This is a genomic window from Streptomyces sp. W1SF4 (assembly GCF_003950035.1).
Lineage (GTDB): Bacteria > Actinomycetota > Actinomycetes > Streptomycetales > Streptomycetaceae > Streptomyces > Streptomyces racemochromogenes.
Genome location: NZ_CP034350.1, coordinates 6,730,095 through 6,750,027 on the forward strand (window position 1 = coordinate 6,730,095; position 19,933 = coordinate 6,750,027).

Below are 19,933 nucleotides of genomic sequence, written 5' to 3' on the forward strand. Positions count from 1 at the left end.
GGACGAAACGGAACGCGGCCACAGCATCGCCCAGTTGTGCGAAGATTCCGTCCTCCCGGTCCGTGTGGACCGGGTGACAAGGGGATGCACAGTGATACCTAAGAGGTTCAGGCTGGCCGCCATCGGGGCCCTGACCGTGGCCATAGCGTCCGGCAGCCTGTTCGCCTACTCCGCGAGCGCGGGCACGACGGAGGAAGCCGACCGTGCCACCGCGGACGCCTTCGGCCGCATAGCCGACGACGTCCTCTCGCAGCGCACGCAGGCCCTGGTCGACGGCCACGTGAAGCACCGAGACGCGGCGCCTTCGTCCAAGAGGAAGGCCCGCCTGTCGGACAAGCTGAAGAAGGACGAGGACGCGGCGATCGCGTCGCTCAAGTCCCGCAAGACCCGCCTCGCGGAGCTCGGTGAGGCCTACACGGCCGCCGACACCCGCGTCGTGGTGGAGAAGGCGACCATCACCGGCGGCAAGGCGACCGTCCAGGTCACCGAGCAGACCACGCTCACCTACAAGAAGGTGCGCGGGGACGAGCCGGAGACCACGGACTTCAAGACGCGCTACGAGCTGACGCTGACGGGCAAGAAGGGCGGCTCCTGGGAGCTGAACTCCATCAAGTCCCAGGACAGCGCCAACGCCCCCGTCGCGGTCAACGAGCCGGTCGCCGCCAAGGTCGCCGCCACCGTCAAGGACGACGGCAACCAGTACCCGGACGGCACGCCCGCGTCCACGAAGTACCCGGCCCCGGCGCCCAAGCCCAAGACGCTGACCGGCGGCGCGTACGACTACAACGCCATGGCGAAGTACGCGGAGAAGTACTGGAGCAACTACAACCCGGCCTTCCGCAAGTTCAACGGCGCCGGCGGCGACTGCACGAACTTCATCAGCCAGTCGCTGCAGGCCGGCGGCTGGAAGCCGGTCCCGGGCACCTCGTCGGACTACCGCAACTGGTGGTACGACGGCACCCGCCAGTCCGACTCCTGGGTCGGGGCGAACGAGTGGGCCTGGTTCACGCTCTCCAACGAGCGGGCCGCGAACCTGGCGAACGTGTACCAGATGGACATCGGCGACATCCTTCAGGTTGACTTCAACAAGGACGGGTCCAAGGACCACTCCATGATCGTCAGCTACCGCAGCCGTGCGGGGATGCCGTACCTCACGTACCACTCCACCAACACGTACCGGAAGTCGCTCGCGAGCATCATCGCGTCCTACCCGGACGCGCGCTACTTCGCGTACCGCACCTGACGGTCGGCCTCCTGAGCCCCTCCCGCCGGCGGAACACCCGTCGGCGGGAGGGGCTTCCGCATGCCCGGACCTGGCCGGAACCCGTGGTTTTCCGCGCCAAACCTCCCGGCCATCAAGATCACTGCATTGAGGTAATGCCCCTGGCATTTCAAGGTCATCCGAGCGGAGCGGCGGTTACTGTCACTCGGGATCTGGACGGATTCCGGAAATTCGCCCTTCTTTTTCCTTTTCACCGGTGACGTGCGCTTATGTCCGTCGCCGAGCTTACGAAGGAGAGCTCGTCGCATGACCGTTGACACCAGCCCGGAAGCCCAGCTGGATCCGCCGCAGCAGTCCAGCCTGAGCACGGCGGCCGCCCGCAACCTTGCCAGCACGACCAAGTCCGCCCCGCAGATGCAGGAGATCACCTCCCGCTGGCTGCTGCGGAGCCTGCCCTGGGTCGAGACCAAGGGCGGCACCTACCGGGTGAACCGCCGGCTGAGCTACACCGTCGGCGACGGGCGGATCGAGTTCGTCCAGGACGGCGCCTCGGTCCGGGTGATCCCCCAGGAGCTCGGCGAACTCGCCCTGCTGCGCGGCTTCGACGACGTGGAGGTGCTGACCGCGCTCGCCGGCCGGTGCGTCCAGCGCGACTTCCGGGCCGGCGAGGTGCTCGTCGAGCGCGGTGCCCCCGCCGACCAGATCCACATGATCGCCCACGGCCGGATCAGCCAGACCTCCCTCGGCAAGTACGGCGACGAGGTGGCCATCGCCACCCTCGCCGACGGTGACCGCTTCGGCGAGAACGCCCTGCTCGACGGCGACGCCGGCTGGGACTACACCGCCACCGCGGAGACCCCGGGCACCCTGCTGACCCTCTCCCGCAGCGAGTTCGCCGCCGTCCTGGCCTCCGCTCCGACCCTCCAGGCGCACATCCAGGAGTTCAGCTCGCTGCCGCAGCAGCGGCAGAACCGTCACGGCGAGGCCGAGATCGCCCTGTCCGCCGGCCACACCGGCGAGTACGAGCTCCCCACCGCCTTCGTCGACTACGAGCTCAACCCGCGCGAGTACGAGCTCTCCGTCGCGCAGACCGTCCTGCGCGTCCACACCAGGGTCGCCGACCTCTACAACGGCCCGCACAACCAGACCGAGGAACAGCTCAGGCTCACCATCGAGGCGCTGCGCGAGCGCCAGGAGCACGAGCTGATCAACAACCGCGAGTTCGGCCTCCTCCACAACGCCGACTTCAAGCAGCGGATCCAGACCCACTCCGGCCCGCCCACCCCGGACGACCTCGACGAGCTGCTCTGCCGCCGCCGCGGCACCAAGTTCCTCTTCGCCCACCCCAAGACGATCGCGGCGATCGGGCGCGAGTTCAACGCGCGCGGGCTCTACCCGGACCACGTCGACGTCGGCGGCCAGCAGGTCCCGGCCTGGCGGGGCGTGCCGATCCTGCCCTGCAACAAGATCCCGATCAGCAAGGAGAACACCAGCTCCATCCTCGCCATGCGTACGGGCGAGGACAACCAGGGCGTCATCGGCCTGCGGCAGACCGGTCTGCCCGAGGAGTACGAGCCCGGCCTGTCGGTGCGCTTCATGGGCATCAACGAGCAGGCGATCATCTCGTACCTGGTCACCACCTACTACTCCGCCGCCATCCTGGTGCCCGACGCCCTCGGCGTCCTGGAGAACGTGCAGATCGCCCGCAGGCGCGACTAGAGGACCTGCCCACCGGCCGCGACCCCCGGCACGCCCCGGGGCAGGCCGAGCACGCCCGGGATCCGGGCCACCTCACCCACCTCACCAAGGAGTCACGGATGCCCGATCCCGGGCCTTCCCCTCTGCAGTCGAGCCTGCCTTCCGCCGCCGCCCACTTCGGTGCGCACGTCCTCGCCCAGACCCTGAGCCTGGGCCGGGCACCGGCAGGCACCCCGGTCGCGGAAGCCGCCGCGGCCGAGGCCGTCCCCGAGGCGGCCCTCGCCGCGACGCCCGTCGTCACGGCCCCCGCGGCCACCCGCTCCGCCCTGCCGTCCGCGCCCGTCCTGCCCTTCGGCACCCGCACCCCCGCCGCGGCCGCTCCCGCTCCCGCGGCGGCGGGAGAGGGAACGGTACGGCAGGCCGGCGAGGCACTGGAGCGGATCATCCGCGGACCCAGCGGCCTGGGCACGACGGCCCTGCACCTCGCCCCGTACACGGAGCCGCCGGCGCCCGCCGCCCCGGTGGACGCCCTCCACATCCCCGGCCTGTACTACCACCCGGTCCCGGAACCCGACCCGGCGCGGGTGGCCGAGCTCAGCCGCCGGATCAAGGCCTGGGCGCTGGACGAGGTCCAGCTCTACCCGGACGACTGGGAGGGCCAGTTCGACGGCTTCTCCACCGGCCGCTACATGGTCGCCTGCCACCCGGACGCCCCCACCGTCGAGCACCTGATGGTCGCCGCCCGGCTGATGGTCGCCGAGAACGCGGTCGACGACATGTACTGCGAGGACCACGGGGGGTCGCCCGTCGGCCTCGGCGGCCGCCTGCTGCTGGCGCACAGCGCCCTCGACCCGCTGCACACCACCGAGGAGTACCGGCCCCGGTGGGCGGAGTCGCTGCACGAGGACGCCCCCAGGCGCTCCTACCGCTCCGCCATGGAGTACTTCGTCCAGCAGTCCACGCCCTCCCAGGCCGACCGCTTCCGGCACGACATGGCCCGGCTGCACATGGGGTACCTCGCCGAGGCCGCCTGGGCGCAGACGGACCACATGCCCGAGGTGTGGGAATACCTCGTGATGCGGCAGTTCAACAACTTCCGGCCGTGCCCGACCATCACGGACACCGTCGGCGGCTACGAACTGCCCGCCGACCTGCACGCGCAGCCCGCGATGCAGCGCGTCCTCGCACTCGCCGGCAACGTCAGCACCATCGTCAACGACCTCTACTCCTACACCAAGGAACTCGCCAGCCCCGGGCGCCACTTGAACCTGCCCGTGGTGATCGCCGAACGCGAGGGGGTCTCCGACCGGGAGGGCTACCTCAAGGCGGTCGAGGTCCACAACGAGCTCATGCACGCCTTCGAAGCCGAGGCCGCCGCCCTGGCCGCCGCCTGCCCCGTACCGAGCGCGCTGCGCTTCCTGCGGGGGGTGGCCGTATGGGTCGACGGCAACCACTACTGGCACCAGACGAACACCTATCGCTACAGCCTGCCCGATTTCTGGTAAGGACGGACTTATTCGTGACCAGCACTGATCTCACCACCACCCCCTCCGTCGGCTCCGTGCTCATCCCCGCGCCGACGACGCCCTACCAGGGCGACATCGCCCGTTACTGGAACAACGAGGCCCGCCCCGTCAACCTCCGCCTCGGCGACGTCGACGGTCTTTACCACCACCACTACGGCATCGGCGACATCGACCGCGCCGCCCTCGGCGACACCGAGGACAGCGCGTACGAGAAGAAGCTGATCGCCGAACTGCACCGGCTGGAGTCGGCCCAGGCCGAGCTGCTCCTGGACCACCTCGGTCCGATCACCCGCGACGACACCCTCGTCGACGCCGGCTGCGGCCGCGGCGGCTCGATGGTGATGGCCCACCAGCGCTTCGGGTGCAAGGTCGAGGGCGTCACCCTGTCGGCCAAGCAGGCCGACTTCGCCAACCAGCGCGCCCGCGAACTCGGCATCGAGGACCACGTCCGCGCCCGCGTCTGCAACATGCTGAACACGCCCTTCGAGACGGGCCGGGCCGCGGCCTCGTGGAACAACGAGTCGAGCATGTACGTCGACCTCCACGACCTGTTCGCCGAGCACTCCCGGGTCCTGTCCGTCGGCGGCCGCTACGTCACCATCACCGGCTGCTGGAACCCGCGTTACGGCCAGCCCTCCAAGTGGGTCTCGCAGATCAACGCGCACTTCGAGTGCAACATCCACTCCCGCCGCGAGTACCTGCGGGCCATGGCCGACAACCGCCTCGTCCCGCAGGCCGTCATCGACCTGACCCCCGACACGCTGCCCTACTGGAAGCTGCGCGCCACCTCCTCCCTGGTCACCGGCATCGAGGAGGCGTTCATCAAGTCCTACGAGGACGGCTCCTTCCAGTACGTCCTGATCGCCGCCGACCGCGTCTGACCAGGCTCTGAGCGGGCCGCTCCGACCGAGCCCGCCCGCGGACGCCAGGGGCCGGGACCGTCAGCCGACGGACCCGGCCCCTGACGGGCATGTGACCATGGCCCCCGGTACATCCGCACCACCTGGGGGAAGCATGTCCACCCGCACCACCGCAGCGCGCGCTCTCGCCGCCGCACTCGCCGCACTGATCGTCCTGACCGGATGCACCTCGCCGGACAAGGACCCGAAGGCGGCGGGCGGTTCGGGCTCCCCGGCGGCCGTGGCGGCGCCGCCCGCACCGGCCGGCGCCGGAGCCGGGTACGAGGGGCCCCGCCCCCAGGACCAGAACCTGCTGGCCTGGACCGGCGACCCGAACGACGCGGGCCACGTCACCGCCCAGTCGGCGGCGGGCGTCGGCGGACGCGTCACCCTGGTCCGGATCGTCCTGCGCCAGGAGATCACCTGGTCGAACATCTGGCTCGGGCTGGCCGGGCTCGATCCCAACGCCCAGCTCTCCCACTGCTACGTGGGCGTGTACGACGCCACCGGCACCCTGCGCGCGGCCAGCCCGGACATCTCCCCCCAGCTGATGACCGACCCCGTGGCCAAGCCGCTGGCCCTCGCCAAGCCGTTCACCGCCGCCCCCGGGACCTACTTCATCGCCCTCCTGCTCAACGGCAACTGGGCCACCAACGCCCTCACCCTGAAGTCCACCGGCGCCGGCATCTCGGTCAACGCGGGCCTCACGCCCCCCAACCTGCGCTACAGCACCCTGCTGACCGGCCAGAACTCCCTGCCCGCCAGCGTGAACCTCGCCGAGCAGTCCACCAGCACCATCAACACCGGCTGGGCCAGCCAGTGGTACGGGATCTCCTGAGCCCCCGTCCCTCCTGAGCGCCCCCGCCCCGTGCCCGCCGCCCGGCCCGAGCCGGGCGGCGGGCACGGGTTCAGGCCGGCACGGGCTCGGCGCGGGGCGCGCGGCCGGGCGGGGCGAGGCGGCCCGTGCGGTCGAGGCCGTACAGCGCGGCGGTGCACCCGAGGCCCAGGACGAACAGCGCCAGCCAGGGCAGCGCCGACATCCCGGCGGCGCGGGCCGCGTCCAGCGCCGCCCCCGTGAGCAGGTTGCCCACGGCGATGCCCACCCCGCACACCGTGTTGTACAGCCCGTAGTGCGTGGCCACCAGGCGGTCCCCGCAGAGCCGGACGATGGTGTCCATCTCGAACGGGTACGCGATCATGGTCCCGACGGCCAGCAGCAGCGCCGCCAGCACCGGCGGCACCGCCGCCAGCAGCCGGGTCCCCAGCTGCGACCCGGGCACGGGCAGTGCCGTGGCCGCCAGCAGGGGAAGGAACGCCGCCCCCATGGCCAGCAGCCCCCAGGCCAGGGCCCTGCCCGGCTCCAGACGGGCCTTGCACCAGGCGGTGACGCGGGTCTGGAAGAGGATCGTGCTGAGCCCGGAGACCGCGAAGAGCACCGCCACCGCGGCCGTGCCGAAGCCGCCCTCGCCGCCGAGGCGCCGGACCTCCAGCGGCAGCGCCATGTAGACCTGGAAGGTCATCACGTACGAGCCGATCATCGCCACGGAGAACAGCAGGAACGGCCGGTTGGCGAGGATCCCGCGCCACTGGACGAGCACCCCCTCCCGGGGGCCGTCGGCCCGCTCGCCGGCGTCGTTGCCCCGGCGGGCGGGCAGGGCCCGGACCTGCACGATGCTCAGCACCGCGAAGATCCCGGCCGCGACCAGGCAGGTGACGCGGAAGTCGACGCCCGTCAGCACCATGCCGACCAGCGGGCCCAGCAGGATGCCCGCCTGGTAGAAGACGTTGAACAGGGCGAAGGCCTCCACCCGGCGCTCTCCCGCGTCGGCCGCCAGGTAGGCCCGGGTGGCCGGGTTGAACAGCGCCCCGGCCAGCCCCGTCGCCGCGGAGGCTGCGATCAGCGCCGGGACGGAGTCGACCAGTCCGAGGGTCGCGAACCCGGCGATGCGCAGCGCGAGCCCGGTGATGATCATCGGCTTGTAGCCGAGGCGGTCGGCGAGGGTGCCGCCGATCAGGAACATGCCCTGCTGGCTGAAGTTGCGCACGCCGAGGATCAGCCCCACCGTCCAGCCGGCCAGCCCGAGCGGGCCGGCCAGGTGCGTGGCGAGGTAGGGCATGAGCATGTAGAAGCCGAGGTTGATGGTGAACTGGTTCACCATCAGCAGCTGGACGCTGCGCTCGTACGTGCGGACCTGCGCGAGGGTGCCCTTCATCAGGCGGGAACCTCCGAGGCGCGCAGGGCCAGCGGGTCCACCACGCTCGCGCAGCGCGTCCAGCGGGTGACCTCCTTCTCGTCCAGCCGGCCGATCGTCTCGGGCTCCGCGGCCGGCGGGGAGTCCAGCAGCCCGTGCGCGGCGCAGTAGTCGTCGTCGTACACGGTGCCGAGGTAGCGCTGCGGCCCGTCGGGGAACACCGCGGCGATCCGGGTGTCCTCGGGCAGGGTCCGGGCCAGCCAGCCGGCCACGAGGGCCACGGCGCCGACGCTCCAGCCGCCTGCGGCGTAGTGGGAGGCGGCGAGCTGGCGGCAGGTCCACACGGCCTCGCCGGGGGCGACCCAGTGCACCTCGGAGAACTGCTCGTAGGCCACGTTGCGCGGATAGATGCTCGAACCGAGGCCGCGCATCAGGCGCGTGCGCGCGGGCTGGCCGAAGATGGTGGAGCCGACGGTGTCCACGCCCACCAGCTTCAGCTCGGGGTAGAGCTGGCGCAGGACGCGGGAGACGCCCGCCGAGTGCCCTCCGGTGCCGACGCTGCACACCAGGACGTCGATGTGGTGCAGCTCGGTGGCCAGTTCGAGGGCCAGCGGGGTGTAGGCGGTGGTGTTGTCCGGGTTGTTGTACTGGTCCGGGCACCAGGAGCCGGGGTGCTGGGCCAGCAGCTGGGTGACGCGGTCGCGGCGGGCCTGCTGCCAGCCGCCGGTGGGGTGGGGTTCGGAGACGACGTTGACCTGGGCCCCGTACGCCGTCAGCAGGCGGGTCATCGACGATTCCAGGCCCGGATCGGTGACGAGGGTGACGGGGTGCCCGTGGACCATGCCGGCCAGGGCGAGGCCGAGGCCGAGGGTGCCGCTTGTGGACTCGATGATCCGGGCGCCCGGCTTCAGTTCGCCCCGGGCGCGGGCCCTTTCGACCATGTGCAGGCCGGGCCGGTCCTTGATGCCGCCGGGGTTGAAGCCCTCGAGCTTCGCCCAGAAGCCGCGCCCCGCCGGGGCCAGTGGCTCCGACACGCGCAGCAAGGGGGTGTTGCCGACCAGCCCGGAGAGGCCGGAGCGGGCGGGAGGAGTGACGTCGGTGGCCGAAGAATGCATTGTTCCGCTCTCGTTCGATGGTGCGTCGGTGGTCGCGCTCGTGGGAAATGCCGAGCCGGGGCAGGGCAGGGTCCGCCCGTTGGGGCATACGTCAGCCGTTGCGAACGGGCTTACGGGAGCGGACTAGAGCCGCCATCGACAGACGATGGTCAGAGTGGAACGTCCTGAGCGGGCGACGGCGGGCCCGTCGGAGCCCGCGGGAGCCGCCCGGGCGGCCGTCGCAGCGGCGGCCGGCGGCGCGCAGGGCCGTGCGGGCCCGGCCGACAGGGGGATCGGCCCGGGGCCGGCGGGGACCGGGTCGGAGGCGGCGCAGCCGGCGCCGTGGCCGGGATGCGGGTGTGCGTGGCCCAGGGGCTCTGCAGGCGCTGTCGGCCCGGGCTCCAGCGCGGCTCCGGCGGTGGGCGAGCCGGAGGAGACGTCGGTGTGCCCGTGTGAGGAGCAGGCGAGGGCCGCGAGGAGCAGCGCGCCGAGCATCCCGACGACCAGCACGCGATACCAGGGTGAACCGGGACGTAAGGGTCGGGTGTGGCGGTGGGTGGGCAAGGTTCCTCCATGCGGCGGGCACCCCTGGGCCCGTGCGGGCGGAGGGTGGTGGGGATCGCGGGACGGACCCGGAAGGATCCCGGGTCTGGGCCGTGTCTTCCGGATCCTGCCGGGCGGCGCGGGTCAGGCAGGATCCGGAAGAGACGGCCTACACCTGGAGGACGGCGGAGGGCGCTGGGGGTGCCGGGGGGACGGCTCCGGCCGGCCGGCGGACCGGGCCGGGGTGGCCGGTGGCGCTCCGGGGGGCCGCGGGGACGGGCCGGGTGGCGTCTGCCGGGGAGGTGGCGGCCGTGTCCGCGGGGGTGGCCGTCCGCGGCGCCGGGGGAGCACAGTCGTGGACCGGATGGGTGGGGGCGTGGTGGTCGGCGGGAGCCGCCGTGGCGGGCGTCGCGGCCGTCCGGGCGGCCGATGCCGTGAGGGTGGTGTGGGCGCCGCCGTGCGATCCGGCGCCGTGCGCGCAGAGCAGGCCGAGCAGCAGCAGGGTCAGCCCGAGCAGGTGCGGCAGGCCCGCGGAGGTGCGGGTCCGCGGCGTGCGCGAGGACCTGGCTGTGACCACGCCGTGATCTTAGCTCGTCCCCCGTGTGAGGGGCGGACCCGAACCGGACAATCGCCGACCGCTTCCCGGCCGGTGTCCGCCGGCGCGGGGCCGCCCGGCGGGGTCAGCCCGCCAGCTCCCGCGCGTCCAGCCGCAGGCGCCAGGCGTTGCGGCGGCGCACGGCGTGCAGCTGGGCCTCCAGCGGGTTCGGCGGCACGGCGAGCACGGGGCACGGCGCGTGCGCCAGGCAGTGGCGGGCCACCGAGGGCCACAGCGCGCCCAGCGGCCGGTACCGCCGGCCCGCGCCGACCACCAGCAGGTCGTCCGTGTCCCGGGCGGCGTCGGTCAGGACGGCCCGCGGGGTGCCCCGTACGATCTGCGCCTTCAGGGGGACGCCGGGACCGCCGGGCCCGAAGGCGGTGACGAGGGCGTCGCGCAGCCGGGCGGCCGCCGCGTCGCGGTACTCGGGGTAGGTGTCGCAGACGCAGGAACCCCGGCTGCCCAGGCCCCCGCGGGGCGGCTGCCAGGCCAGCACCGCCCACAGCCCGGCCCCGCGCAACCGGGCCTCGTCGGCGGCCCGGTGCAGGGCCGTCAGACTCCCGGGCCCGCCGCTCACACCCGCAACCACCCGCCGTTCGTCCACCGCCGGCCCCTCCCGCGTCGCGCCGCCAACCGTCCGGACTCCATTGAACGCCCGCCGGCGCCGCCCGTACGTCAGCGGTGCGTATGGACCCGGTTGGCGGGCGTCAGGTTCCCGTCAGGAAACGGCCGCCGCGGGCAGGACGGCCCGCAGGCGGGCACCGCGGTCCGACGGTTCGGCGGTGAGGGTGCCGCCGTGGTGGGCGGTCAGGTCGCGGGCGATGGCCAGGCCCAGGCCGGCGCCGCCGTGGTCGCGGCTGCGGGCGTCGTCGAGCCGGGTGAACCGCTCGAAGACGCGCTCCCGGTCGGCGGGCGGGATGCCGGGGCCGTCGTCGAGCACATCCAGTACGGCCGTCCGGGCCCCGTCGGCGGTCGCGGTGCGCAGGAGGACCTCGACCCGGCGGTCGGCGAACCGCTGGGCGTTGTCGAGCAGGTTGGTGACCACGCGGGTCAGCCACAGCTCGCTGCCCTCCACCTCCACGCCGGCCTCCAGCCGCGTGCGTACGGGGACCCGGTCGCCGTGGCGCGCCTCCACCGCGGACCGCACCACGTCGCCCAGGTCCAGCCGGGCCGCCACGAGGGGCTGGGCGGCGTCGATCCGGGCCAGCAGGAGCAGGTCCGAGGCCAGGTGCTGGAGCCGCTCGGTGTCCTCCAGCGCCCCGCCGATCAGCTCCGGCCACAGCTCCGGGTCCCGGACGGCGAGGGCCACCTCCAGCTGGGTGCGCAGCGCGGTGAGCGGGCTGCGCAGTTCGTGCGAGGCGTCGGCGATGAACCGGCGCTGGCGGTGCCCGGAGGACTCCAGCCGGTCCAGGGTGGCGTTCATGGTCTCGGCGAGGCGGGCCACCTCGTCCCGGGTGGGGGGTACCGGGACCCGGCGGTGCAGGTCCCGGTCGGTGATCTCGGCGACCTCCGCGCGGATCGCCTCGACGGGCCGCAGGGCGCGGCCGGTCACCCGCCAGGTGACCAGGGCCACCGTGGCGAGGAGCAGCGGCCCGCCGACCGCGAGCGCGGCGGTGGTGGTGTCGTCGGCGGCGTCCACGTCGCGCAAGGAGGTGCCGACGTACACGGTGACCAGGCCCTGCGGGGTGTCCGTGGTGACCTGGACGACCCTCAGCCGGTGTTCGCCGCCGAGCGGCCTGACCCGCCAGGTGTGGAAGGCCGTTCCGGGGCCGGCCGGCCCGCCGGGGCCGAGCGCGGGCGCGCCGGCCAGGTTGGGGGTGGCCCGCAGCACCCGGCCGCGGGCGCCCACCACCTGGACGAAGTCGGCGCCGGGCAGCGGCGCGCGCATCCGGTCCAGCCCGCCGGCGGCGGCCAGCCGGGCGATGGTGAGCGCCTGCCGCTCGGCGTCGCGCTCGGCGTTGCGCAGCAGGTTGGCCCTGAGCAGCCCGAGCAGGGCGAACGAGGCCAGGGCGAGGGCCGCCGCCACGACGACGACGGCGCCGGCGGTGGCCCGTCCACGGACGGTGGCGGGCCCGAGCCGCCGCAGCAGGCGGCGCAGGGGTCCGCGTACGCGGCCGGGCGGGCGGCGCACCGCGCCGGTCCCGGCCGGAGCGGGCGCCTCAGCCACCGTCGGCCGCCAGCCGGTAGCCGGCACCGCGCACGGTCTCCAGGGCGGACCGGCCGAACGGCGCGTCGATCTTCCGGCGCACCGCGCTGACGTGTACCTCGACCACGTTCGGATCGCCGTCGAAGGCGCTGTCCCAGACCTGTTCCAGGATCTCCCGCTTGGGCACCACCTCGCCGGCGCGCCGGGCCAGGCACTCCAGCACCGCGAACTCGCGGGCGGTCAGCCGTATCTGCGTCCCGCCGCGGGAGCACAGGTGGCGCGCGGGATCGACCAGCAGGTCGCCGAACTCCATGGTCCGCGGGCCGCGGCGGCCCGTGCGACGGCCCAGGGCGCGGAGGCGGGCGACGAGGACGAGGTAGGAGAAGGGCTTGGAGAGGAAGTCGTCGGCGCCGGTGTCCAGGGCCTCGGCCTCGTCGTACTCGCCGTCCTTCGCCGTGAGCATCAGGATCCCGGACTCGTTGCCGGCGGCGCGCAGCCGGGCGCAGACGCGGTAGCCGTTGAGGCCGGGCAGCATGATGTCGAGCACGATCAGGTCGTAGTCGTGCTCGCAGGCCATCCACAGGCCCTGCGGCCCGTCGTGGGCCACGTCCACCGAGAAGCCCTCCGACCGGAGCCCCCGCTGGAGGGCGAGCGCCAGCCGTCGTTCGTCCTCCACCACCAGTACGCGCATGCCGACCAGGGTCTCAGGTGGGGTGGGGGCTTTGCTGAAGGGGTCTTCAGGCGGCTTCAGGTGGGCTTCAGCATGGCCCCGGCATGCTCGGCGACGAGCCGGGTGTGGTGCCCGGTTGTGCCTGAGGAGTGCCGGTATGTCTGAGTCTTTGCCGCCGTCCGAGCAGCCCGAACAGCCGTCGGAGCAGCCCGTCGAGCAGCCCGCGAAGCCCGCGCGCAAGGGGCTGGGCGGCGTCGTCCCCCGGGGCACGGGCGCGCGCTGGGCGGTGGCCGTCGGCGCGGCCGCGGTGATCGTGGGCGGCGGGGCGACAGCGGTGGCCGTGGCCGCGCACCACCACGGCCACGCCGACCGGGCCCGCCACCTCGTCCGCCCGGAGCCGGGCCGCCCGCACGCCCCCGAGGGCGCACACAAGGCCGGCCCGAAGGTCCGCGACGGCGCCGGCCCCGCGCGCGGCGGCTTCGCCGGGCACGCCCCGGCGCACGGGCAGGCGCCCGCGCCGCTGCCGGCCCTGCCCATCGGCCAGGCGGCGGAGAAGGCGGCCGCGGCGGTGGAGGGCGGCAAGGTCGAGGGCCTGCGTGCGGTCGCCCAGCAGGGCGGCGGCAGCGCCTGGCGCGCGGTGGTCCTCGGCCCGGACGGCGTCCGCCACGCGGTGACGGTCTCCGGCTCGGACGGCACCATCACCGCCAACACCCCGCTGAACGGCCGGGGCGCCTCCGCGCGGTAGGGGGTGCCAGGCCCGGCAGGCCCCGCAGCGGCCTGGGATTCCGTCCGCCCCCGGGCGACGCGTGCGCCGGCGGGGTGGTCCCGGTACGGCTGCGCCCCGCCCGGGCCGCCCGCGCCCCGGGCGGTGCGCTCCGCGTGAGGGACGGGGGATGACCGTCTTCCGGTGTGCCGGCTGCGGTACGGCCGTCACCGCCGAGGTCGAGGAGGTGCCCCTCCCGGAGCGGGAGGGACCGCTGCCCTGCGAGGCCGAGGGCGAGCGCCCGCCACGGATCCCGCCCGGCCGCTTCGCCCGGCGCCAGATCGTCCTCGAGCCGCGCCGGGTGGTCGCGCGGGACGGGCCCGCGCCGTGATGTCCGCTCCGCCGATGGCGCGCAGAATGTAGGGGAGCGGCGCGCGTCCCCCCGCGCGCCCGGGGCAGAGGAGGCTTCCCGTGCCGTCGGAGCAGGCGCGGGGCCCGGGGGCCGCCGGTCCGATCCGGTCGGAGCCGGGGTCCCTGCTGGAGCACGTGCCCGTGGCCGTCTTCGGCATGGACGCCGACGGCCGGATCCGCTTCTGGGGGCCCGGCGCGCAGGAGCTCTTCGGGCACGAGGCGGCCGACGTGCTGTCCCGGCCCGCCGCCGCCCTCTTCCCCGAACCCCCCGCGGGGACCCCCGGCTCGGCCGCGCGGCTGACGGAGCGGGCCCGCACCCTCGGGTACTGGCGGGTGCGGCTGCCGGCCCTGCACCGCGACGGCTCCGTCTTCGACTGCGGGTTCCGCGTCTTCCCGGTGGCCGGCAGCGCCGACGACCCGGTGGTCATGGGGCTGGCCAGCCGGGGGGACGAGCTCGACCGGGTGAAGACCAACCTCGCCTTCCTCGACGCCCTCTTCGAGACCTGCCCCATCGGCCTGGTCATGCTCGACCAGGACCTGCGCTACGTCCACCTCAACCAGGCCCTGGCCGACATGGACGGCCTCCCCGTCGCCGCCCACCTGGGCCGCGCCACCGACGAGATCATGCTCACCTCCGACGACGGCGAGTTCCAGCGCATGCTCCGCGCCGTCGCCGAGGAAGGCCGCCCCCTGGTCGACGCCCTGGTGGGGATGCGCACCCCCGGCCGCCCCGACCGCGACCAGGTGCGCTCGGTCAGCCTGTTCCCGCTCAGCCGGGCCGGGGAGACCCGCCCCGGCGTGGGCGGCCTGCTGGTCGACGTCACCGACCGGGAGCGCGCCCTGCTGGAGGCCACCGCGGCCCGCCGGCGGCTGGCCCTGCTGGACCGGGCCGCGGCCCGCGTCGGCACCTCCCTGGACGTGGACACCACCGCCCGGGAACTGGTCGAGGTGGCCGTACCGGACTTCTGCGACGGCTGCGTGGTCGAGCTGGTGGAGTGGATGAACCCCGCGGAGGCCTTCGACCCGCGGCTGCCCCTGTTCACCCGCCGTATCGCCTCCGGCACCGTCCTGCCGCCGCCCGCGCCGGAGCTGGTGGCCGGCCTGGAGCGGGTGGAGTACCCGGCGGGCTCCGGCATCCACCGCATGCTCGCCGGCGGCCGCCCGCTGTGCGTGGGGGTCGACGAGGAGTTCGCGGCCGGGGCCACCGACCGGCCCGGCCGCGCCCGGCTGCTCCTGGAGAGCGGCCTGGACCGCATCGTGATCGCCCCGCTCGTCGCCCGGGGCACGGTGCAGGGCATCGCCATGTTCGGACGTTCCCGCGCCCGCCCCGACTTCACCGAACAGGACCTGAGCCTGGCCGGGGAACTCGCCTCCCGCGCCGCCCTGTGCCTGGACAACGCCCGCCTCTACAGCAGGGTCCAGGACATCGCCCTCACCCTCCAGCGCGCCCTGCTGCCGAGCGCCCTGGCCCGCAGCGAGCACGTGGCCATCGCCCACCGCTACCTGCCGGGCAGCCGGGCCACCGAGGTCGGCGGCGACTGGTACGACGTGATCGAGCTGCCCGGGGACCGGGTCGCCCTCGTCGTCGGCGACGTCATGGGACACGGGGTGCCCGCCGCCGCCTCGATGGGCAGGCTGCGCATCACCGCCAAGGCGCTGGCCCGCCACGGCCCGGAGCCCGAGCGGATCCTCGGCGAACTCGACGCGTGCGCCCGGGAGTCCGGCATCGAACTGGCCACCTGCGTCTACGTCGAGTACGACCCGCACACCGGCCGGGCCCGCATCGCGAACGCCGGCCACCCCCCGCCCCTGCTGCGCCGCCCCGACGGCACCGTCGAGACCCTCGGCGGCGGACTCGGCGTCCCGCTCGGCGTCGGCGGGGTGCCGTTCCGCTCGGAGGGCGCCCGTCTCCCCGACGGTGCCGTCCTCGCGCTCTACACCGACGGGCTCGTCGAGGCCCGCGGCCAGGACATCGAGACGGGCCTGGACGCCCTGCGGAAGCGGCTCGCGGCGGTCGGGGGCCCCTTGGAGGAGGAGGTGGACCGGGTCCTGTCGGCCATGGTCCCCGACGCGGCCACCGATGACACGGTCCTGCTCCTGGCCCGGATCCGGCACGCGCGGTGAGCGGGGCCGGTGCGGGAATCAGTCCATGCGCAGGGCCGCCGCGAAGTCCATCTTGTCCTCCAGCCGGGCCAGGTCCCGCCCGGTCAGCGACTCGATCCGGCTGATCCGGTACCGCAGCGAGTTCACGTGCAGGTGCAGGGCCTCCCCGCAGCGCGCCCACGAGCCGTCGTGCTCCAGGAACGAGCGCAGCGTCGGGACCAGTTCGCACTGGTGGCGCCGGTCGTACGCGTGCAGCGGCGCCAGCAGCCGGCGGCTGAAGGCCCGCCTGACCTCGGCGGGGAGCAGCGGCAGCAACGACATGACGTGCGCCGCCATGTCCCCGGTGCCGCACACGGCGACCGCCTCCGCCTCCGGGCCGGCCGCCGCCCGGCGGGCGCCGCGGGCCTCCGCCAGGGTGTGCCGCAGGTCGTCCGGCTCGGCCACCGGGTCGCCGAGGCCGAGGCTCAGCCGTTCCCCGCCGCGCAGCCCGCGCGGCAGCGCACCGCCCGCGGCCTCCCGGACCGCCTCCGCGGTCAGCTCCCCGCCCGGGGCGACCCGTACGAAGGCCACGGCCTCGCGCCCGTCGAGCGCGGCGGCGAGCCCGATCCGCCGGGCGGCGCCCGGCCCCAGGCAGGCCGGGTGCAGCAGCACCTCCTCCAGCAGGCCGCGCACCGGCGAGGGCCCGTCGCCGCCCGGTACGCCGTCCAGCCGGGCCGCGACGGCCTGCCAGCGGCCCCCGTCGCCGGGCGCCTCCGCCGCGAGCCGCCCGGCGGCGTCCCGGACCTGGTCGCGCGCCCCGGTGCCCCTCCCGCCGGAGTCCAGCAGTCCGAGCAGCCGGCCGGCGGCCCGCCGGCGCGCGGTGCGGTCGGCGTCACGGCCGCCGCGCTCCACGGCGATCAGCCCGGCCAGCCGTTCCACCAGGCCGATGCGCTCGTCGTGCCAGTCCCCGCTGTCGGCCTCCACGGCGACGGCCCAGTCGGTCAGCGCGGGCCCGGCCCCCGGCGCCGACCGCACCGGGAACAGCGAGTAGGGCACCCCGTGGGCGGCCGTGCGGTGCGGGGCGCGCCGGCCGGAGCGTTCGGCGGCCAGGAACCGCCCGGCCAGGGTGGTGGCCGTCCGCTCCGGCAGCGGCGGCCGGGCGCCGGCGATCAGCCGCCCGGTGGGGGACAGGACATGGGCCCGCAGGTCCAGCTCGGACAGCAGCAGGTCCAGGAGCGCCCCGGCCCCGGCGCCGCTGCCGGGCCGGGGCGCCATCAGCCGCCGGTGCCGGTCCACCAGCGCGGCGAGGTTCCCGACGCGGGCCCCGCTGCGGCCGCGCGCCACGAACTCGGCGACGGGGCCGAAGGGCACGTCCACGCCGACCGCGAACAGCGGCAGCCCGTGCCGCTCGCAGGCCCGCACCAGCTCGTCCGGGACGTTCCCGAACTCCGCCTCGCCCGCCCCCAGCGCGACGGCGCCCGCCTCCAGGACGATCCGTACGAAGGCGTCGGCGCGCCCGAGGTCCGGCCGCAGCCAGACCAGCCCCGACAGCACCAGGTCGCCCGGGGAGATGAACCGCCCCGGATCCGGCAGGTCGATGGTCACGGCGGCGAGCACGGGCCGCCGGAGCCCCTCCTCGCCGCCGACGAGGTACCGCAACGGCGCCGGGCCGCCGGAGAGGATCACATCACGCAACTGCATGGCGACAGCCTGCCATGCGTGATCAAAGCCCCAACTGCCGCCCTGAGCAACGAAATGCGTACTACATCGACTCCAGCAGGCGGGCCGCCGTCTCGCGCATCTCCACCTTGCGGATCTTGCCGGTGACCGTCATCGGGAACTCGTCCACGACGTGGACGTAGCGCGGGATCTTGAAGTGGGCCAGGCGGCCCGCGCAGTACGCGCGGACCGCCTCCGCGGTCAGCGGCTCCGCCCCCTCGCGCATCCGCACCCAGGCCATCAGCTCCTCCCCGTACTTGGCGTCGGGGACGCCGATGACCTGGACGTCCAGGACGTCGGGGTGGCCGTGCAGGAACTCCTCGATCTCGCGCGGGTAGAGGTTCTCGCCGCCCCGGATCACCATGTCCTTGATCCGGCCGGTGATGCTCAGGTAGCCGTCCGCGTCCATGACCGCGAGGTCGCCGGTGTGCATCCAGCCGTCCCCGTCGACGGCCTCGGCGGTCTTCTGCGGTTCGCCCCAGTAGCCGAGCATCACCGAGTAGCCCCGGGTGCACAGCTCGCCCGGGGTGCCGCGCGGGACGACGGCGCCGGTCTCCGGGTCGACGACCTTGACCTCCAGGTGCGGTCCGACCCGGCCCACGGTGGAGACCCGGCGCTCCACGGAGTCGTCCGCCCGGGTCTGCGTCGACACCGGGGAGGTCTCCGTCATGCCGTAGCAGATGGAGACCTCGGTCATCCCCATCCGCTCGATCACCTCGTTCATCACCTCGACCGGGCAGGGCGAGCCGGCCATGATCCCGGTGCGCAGGCTCGACAGGTCGTACCCGTCGAAGCCGGGCGCGGCCAGTTCGGCGATGAACATCGTCGGCACCCCGTACAGCGAGGTGCACGCCTGCGCCTCCACCGCGGCGAGGGTGGCCGCCGGGTCGAAGGCCGGCGCCGGGATCACCATCGCCGCCCCGTGGCTGGTGCAGGCGAGGGCGCCCATGACCATGCCGAAGCAGTGGTAGAAGGGCACCGGTACGCACACCCGGTCCCGCTCGGTGTAGCCGCACAGCTCGCCGACGAAGAAGCCGTTGTTGAGGATGTTGCGGTGGGAGAGGGTGGCGCCCTTGGGGAAGCCCGTGGTCCCCGAGGTGTACTGGATGTTGACCGGGTCGCCCGGGTCCAGGGCCGCGGCCGCCCGCGCCAGGTCCGCGGGGTCGCCCAGGGCGCCGCGCTCCCGTAGCGAGTCCCACTGCGGGCCGCCCAGCAGCACGGTGAACTCCAGGTCCGCGCAGCGCGGCCGGACCTCCTCGATCATCGCCGCGTAGTCCGAGCCCTTGAAGCTGTCCGCCGCGACCAGCAGCCGCATCCCGGACTGGTTCAGCACGTACTCCAGCTCGTGCGAGCGGTACGCCGGGTTGACGGTGACCAGGATCGCCCCGATCTTCGCGGTGGCGTACTGGACCAGGGTCCACTCGGCCCGGTTGGGGGCCCAGATGCCGACGCGGTCGCCGGCGGTGATGCCGAGGTCCAGCAGGCCGAGGGCCAGGACGTCCACGTCGGCGGCCAGCTCCGCGTACGTCCACCGCCGTCCGGCGGCCACGTCGACGAGGGCGTCCCGGTCGGGGAAGCGGCGCACGGTGCGGTCGAGGTTGTCCCCGATCGTCTCCTCCAGCAGGGGGACCCGGTGGCTTCCTGACGCATGACTGGGCGCGACCGACACGTGTACCTCCACGACTCTGTGGCCCGGCGGGGGCCGGTGTGCGGCCATGATCCTCTTCCGGCGGCCGCCGGGCCAGACCCCGGAGCCACCCGTTCTTTCGAGCATGTGTTCGAGGTGAGGAGTAGGCTGTTCCCATGCACGCACTCCAGGGCTCCCTCTTCGACCAGACCGACGAGATCCGCCTCGGACCGCTCTCACCGGTACGCAGGACCGTGCTCGGAGCCGGCGCCTGGGCCGACCACCTCCCCGGGTGGCTCACCGGCGCCGACGCCCTCTTCGAACGGCTCGCCGCCGAGGTCCCCTGGCGCGCCGAGCGGCGGCAGATGTACGACCGCGAGGTGGAGGTCCCCCGGCTGCTGGCCCACTACGGGGAGGGCGAGCCGCTCCCGCACCCCGTGCTCACCGAGGCCCGCGACGCCCTCGGCCGGCACTACGCCGCCGAACTCGGCGAGCCCTTCGCCACCGCCGGGCTCTGCCTCTACCGCGACGGCCGCGACAGCGTCGCCTGGCACGGCGACCGCACCGGCCGCTCCTCCACCGAGGACACCATGGTCGCCATCCTCTCCGTCGGGGACCCCCGCGACCTCGTCCTGCGCCCCCGGGACGGCGGCCCCACCCTGCTGCGGCTGCCGCTGGGCCACGGCGACCTCGTGGTCATGGGCGGCTCCTGCCAGCGCACCATGGAACACGCCGTCCCCAAGACGGCACGGGCCGTCGGCCCCCGGATCAGCGTCCAGTTCCGCACCCGCGGCGTAATGTGAGGC

At 74.3% G+C, this 19,933-nt stretch carries 18 protein-coding genes; 9 read left to right on the forward strand and 9 right to left on the reverse strand.

Going from position 1 to position 19,933, the window contains the following annotated elements; genetic code table 11:
• Nucleotides 1-91 precede the first annotated feature (91 nt).
• The 5 genes from D1J60_RS31245 to D1J60_RS31265 all read left to right on the forward strand — a co-directional run bounded on the left by D1J60_RS31245 (nt 92) and on the right by D1J60_RS31265 (nt 6,183).
• Complete coding sequence (locus D1J60_RS31245) at nt 92-1,243, forward strand: amidase domain-containing protein (RefSeq protein WP_125823414.1); 1,152 nt, start codon at nt 92-94, stop codon at nt 1,241-1,243.
• A gap of 285 nt (nt 1,244-1,528) precedes the next feature.
• Nucleotides 1,529-2,941 carry a family 2B encapsulin nanocompartment shell protein gene (locus D1J60_RS31250; protein ID WP_125823415.1) on the forward strand — a complete coding sequence of 471 codons (1,413 nt, stop codon included), beginning with the start codon at nt 1,529-1,531 and terminating at the stop codon, nt 2,939-2,941.
• 98 nt (nt 2,942-3,039) lie between these two features.
• Nucleotides 3,040-4,425 carry a family 2 encapsulin nanocompartment cargo protein terpene cyclase gene (locus D1J60_RS31255; RefSeq protein WP_125823416.1) on the forward strand — a complete coding sequence of 462 codons (1,386 nt, stop codon included), beginning with the start codon at nt 3,040-3,042 and terminating at the stop codon, nt 4,423-4,425.
• Nucleotides 4,426-4,439: 14 nt separating this feature from the next.
• Nucleotides 4,440-5,327 carry a geranyl diphosphate 2-C-methyltransferase gene (locus D1J60_RS31260; RefSeq protein ID WP_206436601.1) on the forward strand — a complete coding sequence of 296 codons (888 nt, stop codon included), beginning with the start codon at nt 4,440-4,442 and terminating at the stop codon, nt 5,325-5,327.
• Between the two features lie 133 nt (nt 5,328-5,460).
• Nucleotides 5,461-6,183 carry a hypothetical protein gene (locus D1J60_RS31265; RefSeq protein WP_125823417.1) on the forward strand — a complete coding sequence of 241 codons (723 nt, stop codon included), beginning with the start codon at nt 5,461-5,463 and terminating at the stop codon, nt 6,181-6,183.
• A 70-nt stretch (nt 6,184-6,253) separates the two neighbouring features.
• On the opposite strand, the gene D1J60_RS31270 is transcribed toward D1J60_RS31265, so the two are convergent.
• From D1J60_RS31270 to D1J60_RS31300, 7 genes are all read right to left on the reverse strand, one after another.
• The gene (locus tag D1J60_RS31270) at nt 6,254-7,558 is read right to left on the reverse strand and encodes an MFS transporter (protein ID WP_125823418.1); all 1,305 of its coding nucleotides are present in this window, start codon (nt 7,556-7,558) and stop codon (nt 6,254-6,256) included.
• Entirely contained in the window at nt 7,558-8,652 is a 1,095-nt protein-coding gene (locus tag D1J60_RS31275; RefSeq protein WP_125595988.1) for a PLP-dependent cysteine synthase family protein, read from the reverse strand. The genes D1J60_RS31270 and D1J60_RS31275 overlap by 1 nt, the downstream gene beginning before the upstream one ends.
• A 123-nt stretch (nt 8,653-8,775) precedes the next feature.
• A complete protein-coding gene (locus D1J60_RS31280; protein WP_125823419.1) occupies nt 8,776-9,141 on the reverse strand; it encodes a hypothetical protein in 366 nt (121 codons plus the stop codon).
• Nucleotides 9,142-9,343: 202 nt separating this feature from the next.
• The gene (locus D1J60_RS31285; protein WP_125823420.1) at nt 9,344-9,751 is read right to left on the reverse strand and encodes a hypothetical protein; all 408 of its coding nucleotides are present in this window, start codon (nt 9,749-9,751) and stop codon (nt 9,344-9,346) included.
• A gap of 103 nt (nt 9,752-9,854) precedes the next feature.
• Nucleotides 9,855-10,373 carry a universal stress protein gene (locus tag D1J60_RS31290; protein ID WP_125603437.1) on the reverse strand — a complete coding sequence of 173 codons (519 nt, stop codon included), beginning with the start codon at nt 10,371-10,373 and terminating at the stop codon, nt 9,855-9,857.
• A 114-nt stretch (nt 10,374-10,487) separates the two neighbouring features.
• A complete protein-coding gene (locus tag D1J60_RS31295) occupies nt 10,488-11,936 on the reverse strand; it encodes an ATP-binding protein (RefSeq protein ID WP_241253461.1) in 1,449 nt (482 codons plus the stop codon).
• The gene (locus D1J60_RS31300; RefSeq protein ID WP_125823421.1) at nt 11,929-12,606 is read right to left on the reverse strand and encodes a response regulator transcription factor; all 678 of its coding nucleotides are present in this window, start codon (nt 12,604-12,606) and stop codon (nt 11,929-11,931) included. The genes D1J60_RS31295 and D1J60_RS31300 overlap by 8 nt, the downstream gene beginning before the upstream one ends.
• A gap of 136 nt (nt 12,607-12,742) precedes the next feature.
• Between D1J60_RS31300 and D1J60_RS31305 the strand changes: the two genes are divergently transcribed.
• The 3 genes from D1J60_RS31305 (at nt 12,743) to D1J60_RS31315 (ending at nt 15,823) form a co-directional block, all read left to right on the forward strand.
• Nucleotides 12,743-13,330 (forward strand): hypothetical protein, encoded by a 588-nt coding sequence (locus D1J60_RS31305; RefSeq protein WP_125823422.1) that lies wholly within the window; start codon nt 12,743-12,745, stop codon nt 13,328-13,330.
• A 148-nt stretch (nt 13,331-13,478) separates the two neighbouring features.
• Nucleotides 13,479-13,679: a hypothetical protein gene (locus tag D1J60_RS31310; RefSeq protein ID WP_125823423.1), complete on the forward strand. Its 201-nt coding sequence runs from the start codon at nt 13,479-13,481 to the stop codon at nt 13,677-13,679.
• 80 nt (nt 13,680-13,759) lie between these two features.
• Nucleotides 13,760-15,823, forward strand: a complete 2,064-nt coding sequence (locus D1J60_RS31315) for a SpoIIE family protein phosphatase (RefSeq protein ID WP_125823424.1) — start codon at nt 13,760-13,762, stop codon at nt 15,821-15,823.
• An 18-nt stretch (nt 15,824-15,841) separates the two neighbouring features.
• Here the strand turns inward: D1J60_RS31315 and D1J60_RS31320 are convergent, their stop codons facing one another.
• Nucleotides 15,842-17,482 carry a PucR family transcriptional regulator ligand-binding domain-containing protein gene (locus D1J60_RS31320; protein WP_125823425.1) on the reverse strand — a complete coding sequence of 547 codons (1,641 nt, stop codon included), beginning with the start codon at nt 17,480-17,482 and terminating at the stop codon, nt 15,842-15,844.
• Between the two features lie 61 nt (nt 17,483-17,543).
• Nucleotides 17,544-19,217 (reverse strand): AMP-binding protein, encoded by a 1,674-nt coding sequence (locus tag D1J60_RS31325; protein WP_125823426.1) that lies wholly within the window; start codon nt 19,215-19,217, stop codon nt 17,544-17,546.
• Between the two features lie 86 nt (nt 19,218-19,303).
• On the opposite strand from D1J60_RS31325, the gene D1J60_RS31330 reads away from it, so the two are divergent.
• Nucleotides 19,304-19,930 (forward strand): alpha-ketoglutarate-dependent dioxygenase AlkB, encoded by a 627-nt coding sequence (locus D1J60_RS31330; protein WP_125823427.1) that lies wholly within the window; start codon nt 19,304-19,306, stop codon nt 19,928-19,930.
• The last annotated feature ends 3 nt before the right edge of the window (nt 19,931-19,933 follow it).